Genomic DNA, 17709 nt, shown 5'->3' with positions numbered 1-17709 from the left:
ATCCGGACAGCAAGAAAGAAGCCGCAACTAGAAATTCCAGTTGCGGCTTCTTTAGTAGTTGTCTTTAGCGTCCGCGCGTAGCGCGGCGGTTTGGACGGACGCGGTTCGGGTCTACGCCCTTGGGGATAGGCAGACGATTCGCGGTCAACGTGCTCAAGCGCTTGTCGATTGCGCTGACTTCCAGCTTCGTAATCGACTTTGGAAGCTTCTTCATTGCCTTGCCGACTTCAGCCAACGGAGTCTGGCCTTCTTCGGAACCAGCGTTGATGATGTGCACGGGAACGTTCGGCAGAACGCGGGCGATGCGCTTGCGCTCGGAAGAGGCAAGCTCACGAACCCGGCTCTTTGGTCCCTCAGTGACCAGGACGATGCCCGGGCGACCGATGCCGAGGAACACCAGATCCTGGTGGCGGTTGTAGGCAACTGGTTCCTGCTTCAGGATCCAGCCGCGACGCAGCACGCTCATGGCGGCGCCGGCAGCGCCAGGACGGCCCTCAAGCTGCGAGAACGCAGCTTTCTCTGCGCGGCGGGACATCACGAACATTGCAGCAAGGAGCGCCAGCGGGATTGCGATGATCAACATCGTGATCCAGTTTTTGATCAAGAAGCCGATGACCAAGCAGACAGCAATGACGGCCAAGGCTGCCAATGCCATCCACCACACGACCATCGGGTCATTGCGGCGAGTCATCTGGAAGACCTGGCCAATTTGCTTCAGGCGGCCCGGTTCTTTGTTCTTCTTCTCAGCTTTTGGTTTACGCGAAAACAAGCCACGCTTAGGCGCGGCTGCGTCGTTGTCGGAGTTTTTGGCCATAGTGCCTTAATTCTACGCGATGAAGTTGATAGTTCTAAGCCGAGCCGGATCGAACACGGCATTTTCAGCTGAATTGCCCATGGACGGGCAGTGGGAAAGCCCCGGAACCCTCGATGGATTCCATCAGGAGTTCCGGGGCCTTAGCCGTGGGGTCCACTGGACCGAGCTACTTGATCAGCGAAGCTGCTTCCTGGCGCGTGTTGCCCGAGGACTCGATATGTGCCAATGCCTCTGGAATTTCGCGGCCCTTCTTGCGCATGGCGCCGGCCCACAGGCGGCCAGCGCGGTAGGAAGAACGGACCAGCGGCCCAGCCATGACTCCGGCAAAGCCGAGTTCTTCGGCTTCTTGCTGAAGCTCCAGGAACTCCTGCGGGGTGACCCAGCGGTCGACTGGCAGATGCAGGTCGGTTGGGCGCAGGTACTGGGTCAAAGTCAGCAGATCGCAGCCTGCCTCATGGAGATCACGCATGGCCTCGGAAATTTCTTCTCGAGTTTCGCCCATACCCAGAATCAGGTTGGACTTGGTGATCAAGCCACGCTTGCGGCCATGGGTGATCACATCCATGGAACGCTCGTAACGGAAAGCCGGGCGGATGCGCTTGAACAGGCGAGGCACAGTCTCTACGTTGTGGGCGTAGACTTCTGGCTCCGAATCGCAGATGGTATCCAGGTTCTCCGGCTTGCCGCTGAAATCGGGGATCAGCAGCTCTACGCCGGTGCTTGGATTCATCTTGTGGATCTGCCGCACAGTCTCGGCATACAGCCAGGTGCCCTCGTCTTCGAGGTCATCACGGGCGACGCCGGTTACGGTGGCGTAGCGCAGATCCATCTTCTTCACGCTCATGGCGACCTTGAATGGCTCTGAGCGGTCAATTGCCAAGGGCTTGCCGGTGGCGATCTGGCAGAAGTCGCAACGGCGGGTGCACTCTGAACCGCCGATCAGGAAGGAAGCCTCGCGGTCTTCCCAGCACTCGAAGATGTTCGGGCAGCCTGCTTCTTCGCAGACCGTATGCAAGCCTTCGCTCTGTACGAGATTTTTCAGGCCAACGTATTCAGGGCCAATGCTCAACTTGGCCTTGATCCATTCTGGCTTACGCTCCACAGGTACGGCAGCGTTGCGCTTTTCTACGCGCAGCATACGGCGGCCTTCTGGTTCGACGCTCATTAAACAGCTCTTTCTTTGGTGAGGGCGTGACTGTCTAGACGACTTGAGGGGTGAGCAGACGCTCTATTTCGGTTTGTACGCGGTCAACGACGTCTTCGGGGGTGACGGTACGGCCGAGTTCTTCGGAAATGGTGGTGACACCTGCATCGGAGATGCCGCAGGGGATGATCTGTTCGTAGGCGGAAAGCGCGTTCGAGCAGTTCAATGCGAAACCGTGCATGGTGACACCGTGGTTGATGCGGATTCCAATGGCTGCGATTTTGCGGTCCTGAGCGCCATCTTTGCCCGGTACCCAGACCCCGGAGCGGCCCTTGATCTGGGCCGTCGGAATGCCTAGCTCGCTGACCACGTTAATCAGGGCTTCTTCCAAGGTCTCCACGTAAAGTCGGATTGCGCTGATCTTGCGTAGCTTGACGATGGGGTAGCCAATGAGCTGTCCCGGGCCATGCCAGGTCAACTTTCCACCGCGATCCACATCCACCACGGGGGTCCCGTCCATCGGGAGATCTTCAGGTTCAGTTCGCTTGCCTGCGGTGTAAACCGCTTCGTGCTCCAGGAACAGGACTTTTGGGGTTTGCGTGTCCGCGGCTACCGCATCATGCAGTTGGATTTGGTAATCCCAAGCTTCCATGTAGGGCACAAATTTTGAGCCTAGTCCGACTCGTTCGAATTCGATCGCCATGACGGCTAGCCTACGCTCTTGAACGATCGGTCGCTAATTCAGAGCCGTCGAACCCATCTGTGGATATCCAGCTTGCAATTTACGATTCTGGGTTACAACGGAGTCATGGATGATTCTACGAATGTTCTAGCGTGGCCGACAAGCCCCGGGCATGTCACGGTAAGGCCGCTAAGTTCCAAGTCACCGTGTAAAGTTTGGCTGATCCGGAGGGAAAGCGACCAGTTGTACCTCACGCTAAAACTTAGCCTGACTATGGAAAACATCATTTCGCTTCGCCAAGAGCAGGTAACGCAGTCAAGGAAATATGTCGTTGATTTCTACGGAACCCTGTCGACACAATTGGGCGAGGGGCTGGTTATGGAATATTGCCCCGGTGGCAGCGTGGCTGATCTTGTGGCAAGTCGAAGCGCCTTTGGCCTGGGGGAGTGCGTGACCGCGCTGGCACCCATCGCGCAGACACTTTCGGTGATGCATGCGCAGGGCCAACGCCATGGAGACTTATCGCCGGCCAATATATTGCTCACTGCCAAGGGAATGCCGAAGATCATTGACTTCCAGGAATCAGCTTCAGCACGGCAGGCGCTCACCGGCTCCGGTACGCCAGGATTCATGGCCCCTGAAATGCAGGCCGGGGTACGGGAAAGCCAAGTTGGAGAGCAGGACGTGTTTTCGCTGGGCGCCTGCTTGTGGTTTCTCCTATCCGGACGGATTCCCGAAGAGGAACTGATGCGTCCACCGGCAAGCGTGATGTTCCCCGGAATCCCTTCGATCATTCATGAACTCTTGATCGATTCGCTGAATCCAGATCCGCAAGCACGACCGACCGCAGATCAGTTTGCTCGAACGTTGTTCGCAAGCTGTCCGGCAGAGCCCATCAGCTGGGAAGGGCATGTAGCTCCAGAAGCTACTCATCTGATGGAGACCATCCATCCATCCGCGGAACAGAATGCTGCGCACAAGCGCTTCAAGCGCCAGGCCGATACCGCAAGCAGGCAGCGAAGCCCCAGCCGCGATGACTCCTGGCATAGCCATCGATTGCGCCGGACCCCCGGGGCCGTGAAATTGGCCGGTGCCGCAGCACTGGGCTCGTTGGTTATTATCGGGAGCCTCGTGGGCGTCAATCATTTCCGTGCGGCTGTGGCCACCGAAACGACTGCGGCTACGGCAGTACCGTCAGCAGAGCAAAGCTGCAGAATTGAAGACGGGGCGCACGTTCCAGCTTGTGCCTTGAATCGGGACACCGTGATCTCTGCATTCCTCGCGCTTTCAAGAGAGCGCGATGAAGCGATGGGGCAGCTGGCGGGGGAGAAGCTCAAGGGGCTCTACACTTCAGGAGCGGAGCAGCTGCAACGAGATCTCGAAACAATCGATCAGCTTCGGAAAATGGGTTTGGAATTTGCGGGATTGCGCACGAGACTCACGGACGTCACGGTATCGGCGCGTGGGCAGGGGGACTCTGTCATTCTTGCTGCCACTTCTAGCCAAGAGGAATACCGCTACGTGGATGCCCGCGGAGCCACGGTTCACGCCGTCCAGGCCGCGCAGCCGCAACGCATCGAAGTGGAACTAGTGCTGGAAGACGAGCGCTGGAAAATTGGCAAGGTATTGCGCCGTTAAAAGCGAAACGGCGGGAGGTGCAACCACAGCTTGCTCCAAGCTGATGGTTGCGGCTCCCGCCGTCAATGCTAATGCTGATTAGTTCCAGAGTACCGCGATGGCGATGTTGATCAAGGCCATGCCACCCACGGCGTGAGCGATCCCCGTAGGAACTTCCTCGCCGTTCTTCATCTTCTTCCGGCCAAGGAACGCTGCCACCAAGATAATGATTGCAATCAGCGACTTGATTCCAATCTTCATGTGGTTTGGCGAACCGTCGCCAGCCTCGAGAATACCGACCATGGCCAGACCCGTTACGACCTGAACGATAGCGCCATACCACTGCCATACGGAGACGGTTGGAGTCTTGAAATTAGCAAGCCAGCCGCCGAAGATAGCTGCTGCACCCAAGATATGCACGAAAATCAGGATTGAAAGAAGAATAGTCATGATACTAGCCTAATCTATTTTCGACTGATCGTAGAAAACGCAGAATCGCCCCTGTCGAATCAACGACAGGGGCGATTATCCACCTAGGCTGCGAAAGCGAAAGCTGTATCTTTACAGTCCCAGTTCGCCTTCGAAAGCGCCGCCTTCAAGGCGAGCCTTGACGGTCTGCAGGAAGCGGCCTGCATCGGCACCGTCTACCAGACGGTGATCGTAGGTCAGGCACAGGTACATCATGTGGCGGATGGCAATCGAATCGTTGCCCTCTGCGTCGGTAACGACCATTGGACGCTTCACGATCGCACCGGTGCCCAGGATTGCTACCTGTGGCTGGTTGATGATCGGGGTGTCGAACAGTGCGCCAACCGAACCGATGTTGGTGATCGAGAAGGTGCCACCGGAGAGCTCATCCGGACCGATCTTGTTGCTGCGGGTGCGTGCAGCAACATCAGCGATACGCGAAGCCATGCCAGCCAGGTTCAGATCGCCAGCGTTCGATACAACAGGAACCAGCAGGCCCTTGTCGGTGTCGACTGCGAATGCCAAGTGCTCGGCATTGTGGTAGGTGATCTTCTGGGTCTCTTCGTTGTACTCGGCGTTCAACTTAGGGTGTGCCTTCAGGCCCTCGGCAACAGCCTTGGCGATGAATGGCAAGTAAGTGAGGTTCACGCCGTTGGTGGCCTTGAAGTTGGCCTTTGCCGAAGCACGCAGCTTCACGATGCGGGTCATATCGATCTCGTGGACCTGGGTCAGCTGAGTCGATACGTCCAGGGATTCGCGCATGCGGCGAGCGATGACCTGGCGGATACGTGGAGCCTTCTCCTCGGTGCCGCGCAGCGAGGAAACCTCGACTGCAGGAGCAGCTGGCTTCGCGGCGGCAGGGGCAGGGGCGGCAGCTGGTGCAGCGGCTGGTGCAGCAGCTTCCTGGGCGGCAACAGCGTCCAGGACATCCTGCTTGCGGATGCGACCGCCAACGCCGGTACCCTTCACCGAAGCAATGTCGATGCTGTGCTGGTTAGCCAAGCGGCGGACCAGGGGGGTGACGTAGCCGGACTCATTGGTTGCCTCAGCAGCCGGTGCCTCTTCCTTTGCAGGAGCGGGAGCAGCCGGAGCGGCAGGTGCTTCTTCCTTAGCGGGAGCCGGAGCGGCCGGAGCCTCTTCCTTTGCAGGAGCCGGAGCAGCAGCTGGTGCTTCTTCCTTGGCTGGGGCGGCAGCTGGAGCAGCGCCAGCTGCACCGATAACAGCCAGAACAGCGCCAACTTCAGCGGTCTCATCTTCTGGAACGCGAATTTCCAGCAGGGTACCTGCAACGGGGGAAGGAACTTCGGTGTCAACCTTGTCGGTGGAAACCTCAAGCAGTGGCTCGTCGACGGAGACTTCCTCGCCAACTTCCTTCAGCCAGCGGGTGACGGTACCTTCGGTAACCGACTCGCCCAGAGCTGGAAGGGTCACTTCGGTGCCTGAAGCAGCGCCGGCGGCTGGTGCAGCTGCTGGAGCTTCTTCGGCTGCAGGTGCTGCTGGTGCTTCTTCGGCTGCAGGTGCTGCTGGTGCTTCTTCAGCGGCTGGTTCGGCAGGTGCTTCTTCAGCGGCCGGAGCTGCTGGTGCAGCTTCGTCAGCGCCGGAGCCATCGCCAATGCGAACCAGTGGGGCGCCAACTTCAGCGTCCTCGTCTTCGGCTACGAAGATTTCCTCGATGATGCCGGCAACCGGCGAAGGAACTTCAGTGTCAACCTTGTCGGTGGAAACTTCCACCAACGGCTCGTCTACCTCTACACGGTCGCCGACCTGCTTCAGCCAGCGGGTTACCGTACCTTCGGTAACGCTTTCACCCAGTGCGGGTAGGTTTACGGTTTCAGACATCGTCCCGTATCTCCTTGTTTTATAAAGCTTGAAAAGTGGTGGGAGGCGTTGCCTCCGAGCCTAGTGCATACAGGCAGCGCGTTGAACTAACGCGCTGCCTGTATGACCAAAGCGTGATTAACCGTGCAGCGGGGCGCCGGCCAAAGCCATTGCGGCTTCGCCCAGGGACTCGTTCTGGGTTGGGTGTGCGTGGATCAGCTGCGATACGTCCTCTGGGTAAGCTTCCCAGTTCACGATCAGCTGGGCTTCACCGATCTGCTCGCCAATGCGGCCGCCGATGCCGTGAACGCCAACGATTGGGCCGTTCTTGACGCGAACCATCTTGATGATGCCGCTGGTGCCCAGGATCGAGGACTTGCCATTGCCAGCCAAGTTGTACTCGGTGGTTTCAATCTGGTCGGCACCGAACTTCTCCTTGGCCTTCGGCTCGGAGTAGCCCACGGAAGCGATCTCTGGCTCGCAGAAAGTCACCTTCGGGATGTTGATGTCCTCGACGATGGTTGGCTTCATGCCGTGGATTTCCTCGGCTACGAAGCGGCCATGCTGGTAACCGCGGTGTGCAAGCTGTACGCCTGGAACGATGTCGCCGATTGCGTAGATGTTGCCAACGCCGGTGTGCAGGCGCTCATCGGTGATCACGAAGCCGCGGTCAATGGTGATGCCCTGCTCTTCGAAGCCGAGGCCCTCGGTTACCGGACCGCGACCTACTGCAACCAGAACGATCTCTGCTTCCAGGACCTTGCCGTCAGCCAGGGAGACCTTGGCGCCGTTAGCATCCTGCTCGACCTTCTCGAAGAAGACGCCGGTGTTGAACTTGATGCCGCGCTTCTTGAAAGCGCGCTCCAGGTTCTTGATGATGGCTGGGTCCTCGTTCGGAACCAGCGAAGGCAGGCCCTCGACGATGGTGACGTCGACGCCGAAAGACTTCCATACGGAAGCGAACTCGACACCGATGACGCCGCCGCCGAGCACGATGGCGCTCTTTGGCAGGTCTTCCATGTTCAGTGCTTCGGTGCTGGTCAGTACGCGGCCGCCGATTTCCAGACCCATGGTCTTGGAGGAGGAGCCGGTAGCCAGGATGATGTACTTGCCCTTGTAGACGGTGCCATCAACATCGATGGAATCCTGGGAGACCAGTCGGCCGTTACCGGTGATAACGTTGACCTTCTTCATCTTCAGCAAGCCCTGGAGACCCTTGTGCTTTCCAGCAACAATGTCTTCCTTGTACTTGCGCACGCCAGCCAGGTCGATCGACTCCAGCGAGGAGTTGATGCCGAACTTGGCACCCTCGCGAGCGTTCTCGGCCAGCTCTGCTGCGTGCAGGTAAGCCTTGGTTGGGATGCAGCCGGTGTGCAGGCAGGTGCCGCCCAGCTTTTCCTTCTCGATCAATCCAACGGTGTAGCCCAGCTGGATGGCGCGCAATGCTGCCGAGTATCCAGCGGATCCGCCGCCGAGGATGAGGACATCAAATTCTTGCGTTGCTGCCGAATCGGCCACGTGAACGCTCCCTCGTATTCGCTTAGTGAGGCCGGCTTAGGCCGACCAGGGGATCGGGTGTGGACTTCCTGGAGCGTGACACATGCGGGCGCGCACCATTAATCCACGGTGATGTTTCAAAACTTACCTTAGTACCGTCCAATGGTTGCAGTCACCTTCGGGGCATTAAAAGTCAGGTATGTCTCTTATTTTTAAACTCATCCCGGCATCGTGCAGATAGTTCCGGCGATACCGGGATGAGTTCCAGGACACAGGAACTGCCATTAGTCCTGCGTTGCTGCGGCTAGTTTGCTGCAGCGAGCTGCTCTGCGTAGGCAACCAGGGTGCGTACCTGGGAGCCGGTGCCGTTCTTCGGAGTGTAGCCCCAGGCGCTGCCTTCGTTGAACGCAGGACCAGCGAAGTCGATGTGGGCCCAAGGGATCTTCTTGCCGTCCACTTCACCGACAAACTCTTCGAGGAACACGGCGGCAGTCATCATGCCGCCCATGCGCTCACCGATGTTCGCCAGATCGGCAACCTGCGACTCGATGGACGGGCGCAGCTCCTCCGGAAGCGGCATGGCCCAAGCCAATTCGCCCACCTTGTCCGAGACGGCAACCAAGTCGCTGGCGACCTGCTTGTCGCCCATGACACCTGCGGTGCGCAGGCCCAGGGCCAGCATCTGCGCGCCGGTCAGCGTAGCGATGTCGATCATGACATCCGGCTTCTCCAAGCTGGCAGCTGCCAGGCCATCGGCCATGACCAAGCGGCCTTCGGCGTCGGTATTGAGCACTTCAACGGTCTTGCCGCCGAACATGGTCAGCACATCGCCCGGACGGGTCGAGGCGCCGCCAGGCATGTTTTCTGCCAGGCACAGCCATGCAGTGACCTTGACATTCAGGCCAAGCTCGGCGACTGCGGCAACGGTCTGGAAGACCGCGGCGGCACCGGACATGTCGGACTTCATGGCGTGCATGCCGGCAGCAGGCTTCAGCGAGGTGCCACCGGTGTCGAAGGTAATGCCCTTGCCGATCAAGGCGATGTGCTTGGCGGCCTTCGACGGCGCGTATTCGATCTTGACCATGCGCGGCTGGCGAACCGAACCGCCGCCAACACCGATCAGGCCGCCGAAGCCGTCCTTGGCAAGGCGCTTCTCGTCGAAAATGGTGACCTTCAGCGGCAGGGACTTGGAGTGGTCCTTCACTGCTGCGGCGAAGGACTCCGGGTACAGCACGTTGGCTGGGGCGTTGATTAGATCGCGGGTGCCGCGTACTGCGCGGCCCAGGATGGCAGCGCGCTTGAGTACTGCTGGCAGGTCCTTGGACGTCGCTACCGAGGTGACGATCTGGGCTTCGGCCAGTACCGGCTTCTCGCTCTTCTTCGAACGGTGGTTCTCGTAGCGGTAGCTGCCCAGCGCGATGCCTTCTGCGATGGCGGCCACGCGCTCCACGCTGTCAGCAGGCAGGGCGAAAATGGCGCTCTTGGCGTTGCTCAGCTGGCGGGCAGCCGAACCGGCGGCACGGCGCAGCTTCTCCTCGGTCAGATCAGCTAGCTCGTCAACGCCCAGGCCGATGAACTGCAAGGTCTTGGTCTTGGCACCGTCTACGCCTGGCAGCGCGGTGATTTCGTCGGCCTTCCCGGCAACGCCCAAAGCTGAAAGCGACTGCTCCAGGGAAGTGGTGGTTTCGGCGGTGAATGGGGATGCCGCGATGGACACCTTTTCGCCGTTCTTGAGTACACCCAGGATGAGGGTGTCAGCGCTCTTGCGCTTGATGTCGGCGCCAATGGCGCTCAAAGTGAGATCACTGGAGTTGATCACAAAATCATTCCTTCTATGCCTTTGTAGGGTCTAAGGTTGCGACAGCCCCTGTGGTTTTCCGGAACAGGTCATGCCGGCGGGCTGTGCGTCTCCTACCCCAAGGTTATCCGAGGTTCCGCGTCATCGTGCGTTACTTCACAGCGAGCGAAAGCCAAGTAGCGATAAGATGGACCATTGATCTGTACTTGAAGTGCAGTCCCAGCCGATGGTTGCCGCTCCCGCTTTGCCGGATGCCGACCCTGAATGAGGAGAAAATGTCCAAGGAATCGTTGATGACGCTGGTCGCAGACGACTTGGATGACTCGCGCCTTCAAGGTCTTGGCATGTTCGTCTCGCTGAAGAGCATCAGCGATGCCGGGCATAACCATTCGCAGGTCTCCAACGAGCTTTTCGGACGCCTCGACTCGGAGCTCTTCGCCACTTTCGACGCCGATGAGCTGATCGCCTACACCTCCCAGCGCCCGAGGGTCTCTTTCTTGGGTGACCACTTCGCTGGATACCAGGCTCCACGCATGGAGATCTACCTGATGACCGATGAGATGGACCGCAAGTTCTGGTTCCTCACCGGTGTAGAACCCGACTTGAAGTGGGAACGCGTGATCGCGGAACTGCATTCTTTCATTGAAGCCTTCAACGTATCGCTGGTTGTGGGGACCGCATCGTTGCCGATGCCGGTGCCGCATACCCGCCCGGTAGGCGTTACCGCACATGGAAACCGCAAGGATCTGATCGAGAACATCTCGACGTGGAGCCCTACGGTGGAATCGCCAGCAGGTCTGGCCTCGCTGCTCGAAATTCGCCTGAGCGAAGCTGGCCGTGATGTCGTGGGATACTCCCTGCACACCCCGCACTACCTCGCCGAATCCGAGTACCCGGCCGTTGCCGTTGCGACGCTGGAATACGTAGGAGCGGCACTGAAGCTGGCTTTGCCAACGGACAAGCTGCGTGAGGCAGGTCGACTGGTCGACCAGCAGCTAGCCGAACAGCTTGAAACCAATAGCGATGTTCGCCAAATGGTCGACGGATTCGAAGAACGGTTCGATGCGCATGCCAAAGAGCATGAACCGCGCTCGCTGTTGCTGGATGAAGACGAGCAGATGGCGGATGCCGAGGAATTGGGCGCCAGCGCCGAGCATTTCCTTGCGGCCATTGAGAACACTGAAGATTGGTTGAAAAACGGTCACATCGAACCGTTGCCAGGTGATCACGACCAGTGAGCCAGGCCCATCTGAATTCACCAAAGTCGTGGGTTGTCTTCGGCTTCGCAATTCTTGCCTACATTTCTGCAATTTCGCAGCGCACCAGCTTCGGCGTCGCTGGCATCCAAGCCACCGAACGATTTGATGCCAGCGCGCAGATTTTGGCGACCTTCTCCGTCGTGCAGCTGGTTGTCTATGCCGGCGCGCAGGTGCCCGTAGGGCTGCTGCTGGATAAATTCGGTCCGCGCATCCTGATTACCTGCGGCGCCCTGCTGATGGCCGCAGGTCAAGCGTTCCTTGCGATTTCAGTCAACGTCCCCATGGGGTTGGCCGGGCGCGTCATGGTTGGCATGGGCGATGCGATGGTCTTCGTATCGGTGCTCAAGCTGTTGCCCCTATGGTTCTCCGGCTCGCGAATCCCGGTGCTGACCCAGCTCACCGGTACCTTCGGCCAGCTCGGCCAGCTCATCAGCCTCTTTCCTTTCCATATGATCTTGCTGGGCGTCGGCTGGTCCGCGGCGTTCTCGGTCATGTCCGGTTTCGCTTTTGCCACCTTCATCACCACGATCGCTTTCGTGCGCAATGGCAGGACCTGGGAAGGGTCCGGCCAGGGGGAGCAGGAGACCGGCTCGCGGATCGCCCGGGCCTGGAAACAGCCAGGAACCCGTTTGGGGTTCTGGACCCACTTCTCCACGGCATTCATGATCAACACCTTCATGATGACCTGGGGCTATCCTTTCCTTGTCGAAGGCCAGGGCATAGACGGTGCGCTGGCATCGGGCTTGATGGCGGTGTTCGTTGTCGTTTCTATCGTGGTGGGACCGATCCTCGGCGCCCTGACCTCGCGCCATGCCAGCCAGCGTTCCAACTTTGCCCTGGGCATTGTCGGCTCAATCCTGGTGATGTGGGCAGTCGTCCTACTCTGGCCAGGGCAGGCCCCGCTATGGATTCTGGTGCTATTGATGATCGCCATTGCCGCCGGTGGCCCGGCCTCCGTAATCGGCTTCGACTTCGCCCGAACGTTCAACCCGCCGCAGGTGCTGGGAACGGCCACCGGCCTGGTGAACACCGGCGGGTTCATAGGTGCCTTTGTCACGATCTACGTCATCGGATTCATCATGGACATGCTGTATAAGGCCAACGGCTCGGTGGGCGAGCTCTACAATCTTCAGGCCTTCCGCGTGGCCCTGTCAGTCCAGTTCGCCATGGCATTGCTCGGTATGGTGTTCATGGTCGTTGAACGCCGCAAGGCACGCCGCTTCCTCGCCGAGCAGTAAGCCCGCACCGGGGCGATCCGAAAGGTTCTCCACAGCTCGCAGCCTCTGACCTCATGCGCCAAGCGCAGCGTTGCACCGTGGAGCCATGACAACTACACCGGAACGCCACCCTCTCTCGCTGTCCAGTTGCGAGGACATCTTGGCGTATGTGCCCCATGCCCTAGGTTTCTATCCTCAGAATTCGGCCGTGCTGATGCTGATAGACGAGGACCATCTGGAAGCGACCTTGCGAGTTGATCTGCCCGAGGAAAACACGGCTGCAGAGCGCGGGACGTGGACCGCGCAGCTGCTGAGCCTGCTAGAACGAATGCCCCATATCCAAGGGGTGGTTCTGGTGGTCTATGCGCCCGAAGGAACGTCGGCCGGCTCCGGTATTCCCTACGCGGATCTGGTCGCGCAGCTAGAGCAGGGGCTGACAAGCAAAAAGGTCTTGCTGCGTCACAGCTGGTGCCGGCAGGATCGTGTGGTCTGGAACTACGCGACCGATGATTATGCAGAGCCGACGCCCGTGCGCCCGGTGGAAACGAACGAAACGCATTTGTCGTTGGTCTTCGCCGGGTCGGCTCCGTTGGATATTCCATGGGACGGTAGCGGAATCCCGCAATGGCCGCAGGCTGCTGAGATCCTGAAGATCATCTCGAATCAGCAGCACAACGTCGTCAACTGCTTGGAAGCGTGGCTGCAGACCATGGACCTAGCTGAGCCAGAAGCCCGGGCCTGGATTCACGATGAGCATGAGCATGCCGCATTGCTACTGGGTTCCTTGGAAGTGAAAATCGTGCGTGACCTTCTTCCGTACCTGGCTGGTCAAGGACTTGAAGCATCACTGGATGTGTTGTTCGGCGTGATGCGCGGGGATCGCGAAGCTGCCGCCGCGCCATTGACCAACTATTTGCTGGGACGTGGTTGGCATGCTCCGGACTGGCAGAGGATTGACCGGTTGTGGCTGGTCGCCAGAGACCTGCTCGGCGTTGCTGAAGGCAACGCGCGGCAGGCCCTGCTGTGCATTCTTGCGTGGATCGAGTGGGCGCGAGGCAGGGGATCCATGGCGTTGTGCCTGTTGGGGCGAGCGGTCGAGGAAAACCCGAATTACGAGCTGGCCAGGCTGCTGCAAAAGCTGATGTCCCATGGAATCATGCCAGAATGGGCGACCGACCAATTGCGGGCATGGCGTGCTAGTTTCAGCTGAGCAGCAACAGCCGGAGTGTCTCAAGTGGTGTCCTGGCGGCAATTCATGGATAATGGGACAACAGACCCGGTTAGGTTCGAATTGCCTATGTCTTGAAATCTCCGGATTTCGGGAACATTAGGCGGGCTTGATGCGTTGATATCAATGTGCCAGCCCTCGGTGTTTAGTCAATGATTAAACGCCATCGGACTTGACAGGGTCATAGTGGTGTTACCGGCAGGTGCATCCGGAACGCATCGTTAGAAAGGTTATTCGTGTCATCTTCTGAGACGAACGCTAATCGCAAAGCAACTGAGGCCGAGGTTGAAGCGGCCGAGGTCGAGGCAGCCGCCCCTGCAGCGAAGAAGCGCGCTACCAAGGCCAAGCCTCGGACTAAAAAGGTCGCTGCTGAAACTGCAGCGCAAGACGAATCAACCGGAGCGTCGGCTGACGCCGATGACGATGTTGAGCAAGGCACCGATTCGAAGGACTCGAAGTCTGAGGATGATTCGAAGGGCTTCACCCTTTCAACCGGTGACGATGATGCTCCACAGCAGCAGGTCATGGTCGCTGGAGCGACCGCTGACCCAGTCAAGGATTACCTGAAGCAGATCGGCAAGGTCGCGCTGCTGAACGCTGAGCAGGAAGTTGACTTGGCTCTGCGCATCGAAGCGGGCCTGTTCGCAACTGACAAGTTGGAAAAGGACGACGGCTCGATGGACCAGCGCTTGCGCTGGGACTATGAGCAGATCATCCACGACGGCAAGATCGCCAAGAACCACTTGCTGGAAGCCAACCTTCGCCTCGTAGTTTCGCTGGCCAAGCGCTACACCGGCCGCGGCATGCTGTTCCTGGACCTGATCCAGGAAGGCAACCTTGGCCTGATCCGTGCAGTGGAGAAATTCGACTACACCAAGGGCTTCAAGTTCTCGACCTACGCCACCTGGTGGATCCGCCAGGCAATTACCCGTGCCATGGCTGACCAGGCACGTACCATACGTATTCCAGTGCACATGGTTGAAGTCATCAACAAGCTGGCACGTGTCCAGCGCCAGATGCTCCAGGACCTGGGCCGCGAACCAACCCCAGAAGAGCTGGCCAAGGAATTGGACATGACCCCTGAAAAGGTTGTCGAAGTCCAGAAGTATGGTCGCGAACCAATTTCCTTGCACACCCCATTGGGTGAAGACGGCGACTCCGAATTCGGTGACCTCATTGAAGACTCGGAAGCAGTAGTCCCAGCCGATGCAGTTTCGTTCACCTTGTTGCAGGAGCAGCTCCACTCGGTGCTCGACACGCTCTCAGAGCGTGAAGCAGGTGTGGTGGCCATGCGCTTCGGCCTGACCGATGGCCAGCCTAAGACCTTGGATGAAATCGGCAAGGTCTACGGTGTGACTCGTGAACGCATTCGCCAGATCGAGTCCAAGACGATGTCCAAGCTTCGTCACCCATCGCGTTCCCAGGTACTGCGCGATTACCTAGACTAAGAATCTGAGGATGTGGCCAGTAGTTCATTCATTGAACTGCTGGCCACATTTTTATTTGCCGTTAATGCAAGAAGAAGGTGACCCAGAATTGGGTCACCTTCTCGAATTAGTGGCTGGCCACGAGTTTAGTCGTTGGCGTCCACCTTGGGCTTTTCATAGAGTCGCGAGGACTCATCCTGCCAGACCGAAGTCTGCGGACGCAGTTTTGGTTCTACATCGCGGGCATGGTGAGCGCAGAAGAGCAACTCACCGCCTGTCGAAGCCAGCACGGCTCGCACGTAGGCCTGTGCGCCGCAGCGGTCGCACCGGTCGAGGGCGTTCAGTTCACGACTAGCGGTCGTAGTAGTCATTGCCAGCCTCCTAAAGTTGATGGTTACTCTATACAACCAGCTTGGGCTCCGACTTTATCCCGATTTGCCTGTTCTTTCGCTCACCGCGTAGCGCATGTGGATAAGGTCATAGGGGACCGGCGTGCTGGGCAGCACCGGAAAATAGCGGGTATTCGAACACATTAACGATTAGAATATGGAATAAGACGTACTTTCTCATGCAAGTAGGAGACAACAGCTCAGTGGCTTCATCCGACAATTACAGCGCCCGGCACCTTTCGGTCTTGGAAGGCCTGGAAGCGGTTCGTAAGCGCCCAGGCATGTACATCGGCTCCACCGACTCCCGTGGCTTGATGCATTGCCTCTGGGAGATCATCGATAACTCAGTTGACGAAGCGCTGGGCGGTTTCGGCCAGGCAATTGACGTCATCTTGCACTCTGACGGCTCCGTTGAAGTCCAGGATGACGGCCGCGGCATTCCTGTCGATGTTGAACCCAAGACAGGCTTGAGCGGTTTGGAAGTTGTCTTCACCAAGCTGCACGCCGGCGGCAAGTTCGGTGGTGGCTCCTACAGTGCTTCGGGCGGTCTGCACGGCGTGGGCGCCTCGGTCGTCAACGCCTTGTCGGCCCGTTTGGACGTCGAAGTTGACCGCGGTGGCAAGACCTACGGCCTGCAGTTCCGTCGTGGAGAGCCAGGCAAATTTACCGATAAGGGCCGCAAGAAAGCGGACGCTTCTTTCAAGGCTCATGAGACGGCGACGGCTCCGGGCGTTATCGGCAAAGCCAAGCGGGGCGTGACTGGAACGCGCATTCGCTACTGGGCGGATAACCATATCTTCACCCCGGATGCGAAGTTCTCCTATAAGGATTTGCAGGATCGAGCGCGCCAGACCTCCTTCTTGGTTCCTGGGTTGCGCATCACCCTGCGCGATGAACGTGGATTACCGGATACCCCGGGTGCGGACGGGCCTCATGAGGAAGTGTTCCAGCATGATGGCGGCATCAGCGAGTTCGTCGAATATCTGAGCAGCGACTCGCCGGTCACGGACATCTGGCGTTTCCATGGCAGCGGATCGTTCCATGAAAAGGTTCCGGTCATCGATGGCAGTGGTCGCAGCCATATTGAAGATGTGCAGCGTGTCTGCGAAGTTGACGTCGCGGTGCGTTGGGGAATCGGCTACGAAACCTCGCTGCGCAGCTTCGTGAATATCATTGCGACCCCCAAGGGCGGTACGCATACTGCCGGCTTCGAACAGGCCATGCTCAAGTCCTTCCGCAAGAACGTGGAGGCCAATGCGCGGAAGCTCAAGTTCGGCCAGAAGGACAAGCTGGAGAAGGACGACGTGCTGGCGGGCATGACTGCCGTGCTGACCGTCCGACTGGCAGAGCCGCAGTTCGAAGGGCAGACCAAGGAAATTTTGGGTACACCGCAGGTGCGCCAGATTGTTTCCAAGGTGCTGGAGAAGGCACTCAACGACCGACTGGGATCCAATAAGCGCAACGAGAAGGCTGAAGCGTCCACGCTGCTGGAGAAGGTCGTCAACGAGATGAAATCTCGCGTGTCGGCACGTATGCACAAGGAAACCCAGCGTCGCAAGACCGCTTTGGAGTCTTCTTCGCTGCCAACCAAACTGCTCGATTGCCGCAGCAAGGAAGTTGGAAAGTCTGAACTGTTCATCGTCGAGGGCGACAGCGCATTGGGCACTGCCCGTCTCGCGCGCTCCAGCGAGTACCAGGCGCTGCTGCCAATTCGAGGCAAGATCCTCAACGTGCAAAAAGCCTCGATTTCGGACATGCTCTCGAACGCGGAGTGCGCAGCGATGATCCAGGTGATTGGGGCCGGTTCGGGGCGCAGCTTCGACATTGAGCAAGCCCGATACGGCAAGATCATCTTGATGACTGATGCTGATGTTGACGGTGCGCACATTCGGACATTGCTGTTGACGTTGTTCTATCGTTACATGCGTCCCATGATCGAGCACGGTCGCGTCTATGCAGCGGTTCCGCCGCTGCACCGCATTGAGGTGATCAATCCGGGGTCGAAGCAGAATGAGGTTATCTACACCTACTCTGAGGCGGAAATGACCAAGCTGCTGGCCAACTTGGAGAAGGAAGGCCGACGCTACAAGGAGCCGATCCAGCGCTATAAGGGCCTAGGCGAAATGGACGCGGACCAGCTGGCTGAAACCACCATGGACCTGCGTCATCGTATGCTGCGCCGTGTCGGCATCGAGCATGCGCAGGCAGCCGAGGAGGTCTTTGATCTGCTGATGGGCTCCGACGTAGCGCCTCGCAAGAAGTTCATTATCGACGGCGCCGACGATCTTGAACGAGATCGTATCGACGTCTAGAGCAATGCAAACGGCGAAGTCCCTGGCCCTAACGGGGTC

The 17709-nt window shown here is 58.7% G+C and carries 14 protein-coding genes; 6 read left to right on the top strand and 8 right to left on the bottom strand.

From position 1 onward, the window contains the following. Positions 1-64: 64 nt before the first annotated feature. The 3 genes from ACWICV_RS04645 to lipB all read right to left on the bottom strand — a co-directional run bounded on the left by ACWICV_RS04645 (position 65) and on the right by lipB (position 2688). A complete protein-coding gene (locus ACWICV_RS04645) occupies positions 65-814 on the bottom strand; it encodes a DUF4191 domain-containing protein (RefSeq protein WP_105656779.1) in 750 nt (249 codons plus the stop codon). A 166-nt stretch (positions 815-980) separates the two neighbouring features. Further along, positions 981-1979, bottom strand: coding sequence for a lipoyl synthase (gene lipA / locus ACWICV_RS04640; protein ID WP_105656778.1), 999 nt, complete (start codon positions 1977-1979; stop codon positions 981-983). A 34-nt stretch (positions 1980-2013) separates the two neighbouring features. After that, on the bottom strand, positions 2014-2688 hold the full coding sequence (lipB, locus tag ACWICV_RS04635) for a lipoyl(octanoyl) transferase LipB (RefSeq protein ID WP_286134117.1): 675 nt from the start codon (positions 2686-2688) through the stop codon (positions 2014-2016). Positions 2689-2733: 45 nt separating this feature from the next. Here lipB and ACWICV_RS04630 point away from each other — a divergent pair, with 45 nt between their 5' ends. Next, complete coding sequence (locus ACWICV_RS04630; protein ID WP_454132754.1) at positions 2734-4278, top strand: serine/threonine-protein kinase; 1545 nt, start codon at positions 2734-2736, stop codon at positions 4276-4278. A 78-nt stretch (positions 4279-4356) separates the two neighbouring features. Here the strand turns inward: ACWICV_RS04630 and ACWICV_RS04625 are convergent, their stop codons facing one another. The 4 genes from ACWICV_RS04625 to ACWICV_RS04610 form a co-directional block, all read right to left on the bottom strand. After that, a complete protein-coding gene (locus tag ACWICV_RS04625; protein WP_105656775.1) occupies positions 4357-4707 on the bottom strand; it encodes a hypothetical protein in 351 nt (116 codons plus the stop codon). A 111-nt stretch (positions 4708-4818) separates the two neighbouring features. Continuing rightward, entirely contained in the window at positions 4819-6564 is a 1746-nt protein-coding gene (gene sucB / locus ACWICV_RS04620) for a 2-oxoglutarate dehydrogenase, E2 component, dihydrolipoamide succinyltransferase (protein WP_402470847.1), read from the bottom strand. Positions 6565-6681: 117 nt separating this feature from the next. Further along, positions 6682-8061, bottom strand: coding sequence for a dihydrolipoyl dehydrogenase (lpdA, locus tag ACWICV_RS04615; protein WP_454090674.1), 1380 nt, complete (start codon positions 8059-8061; stop codon positions 6682-6684). A gap of 283 nt (positions 8062-8344) precedes the next feature. Beyond that, complete coding sequence (locus tag ACWICV_RS04610) at positions 8345-9859, bottom strand: leucyl aminopeptidase (RefSeq protein ID WP_105656772.1); 1515 nt, start codon at positions 9857-9859, stop codon at positions 8345-8347. 254 nt (positions 9860-10113) lie between these two features. Between ACWICV_RS04610 and ACWICV_RS04605 the strand changes: the two genes are divergently transcribed. The 4 genes from ACWICV_RS04605 (at position 10114) to ACWICV_RS04590 (ending at position 14990) form a co-directional block, all read left to right on the top strand. Further along, on the top strand, positions 10114-11076 hold the full coding sequence (locus ACWICV_RS04605; protein WP_332485992.1) for a proteasome assembly chaperone family protein: 963 nt from the start codon (positions 10114-10116) through the stop codon (positions 11074-11076). Beyond that, positions 11073-12335 carry an MFS transporter gene (locus ACWICV_RS04600; protein ID WP_332594676.1) on the top strand — a complete coding sequence of 421 codons (1263 nt, stop codon included), beginning with the start codon at positions 11073-11075 and terminating at the stop codon, positions 12333-12335. The genes ACWICV_RS04605 and ACWICV_RS04600 overlap by 4 nt, the downstream gene beginning before the upstream one ends. 85 nt (positions 12336-12420) lie before the next feature. Further along, positions 12421-13524: a DUF4192 family protein gene (locus ACWICV_RS04595; RefSeq protein WP_332594677.1), complete on the top strand. Its 1104-nt coding sequence runs from the start codon at positions 12421-12423 to the stop codon at positions 13522-13524. A 254-nt stretch (positions 13525-13778) separates the two neighbouring features. Continuing rightward, positions 13779-14990 carry an RNA polymerase sigma factor gene (locus tag ACWICV_RS04590; RefSeq protein WP_400288249.1) on the top strand — a complete coding sequence of 404 codons (1212 nt, stop codon included), beginning with the start codon at positions 13779-13781 and terminating at the stop codon, positions 14988-14990. 125 nt (positions 14991-15115) lie between these two features. On the opposite strand, the gene ACWICV_RS04585 is transcribed toward ACWICV_RS04590, so the two are convergent. Beyond that, positions 15116-15340: a DUF7455 domain-containing protein gene (locus tag ACWICV_RS04585; RefSeq protein WP_105656767.1), complete on the bottom strand. Its 225-nt coding sequence runs from the start codon at positions 15338-15340 to the stop codon at positions 15116-15118. Positions 15341-15561: 221 nt separating this feature from the next. On the opposite strand from ACWICV_RS04585, the gene ACWICV_RS04580 reads away from it, so the two are divergent. Continuing rightward, positions 15562-17670 carry a DNA gyrase/topoisomerase IV subunit B gene (locus tag ACWICV_RS04580; protein WP_400288247.1) on the top strand — a complete coding sequence of 703 codons (2109 nt, stop codon included), beginning with the start codon at positions 15562-15564 and terminating at the stop codon, positions 17668-17670. Positions 17671-17709 lie beyond the last annotated feature (39 nt).

This window comes from Glutamicibacter sp. NPDC055354 (assembly GCF_053644955.1).
Note: the sequence above shows the minus strand (reverse complement) of the source record. Positions and strands in the feature narration are given on the sequence as shown.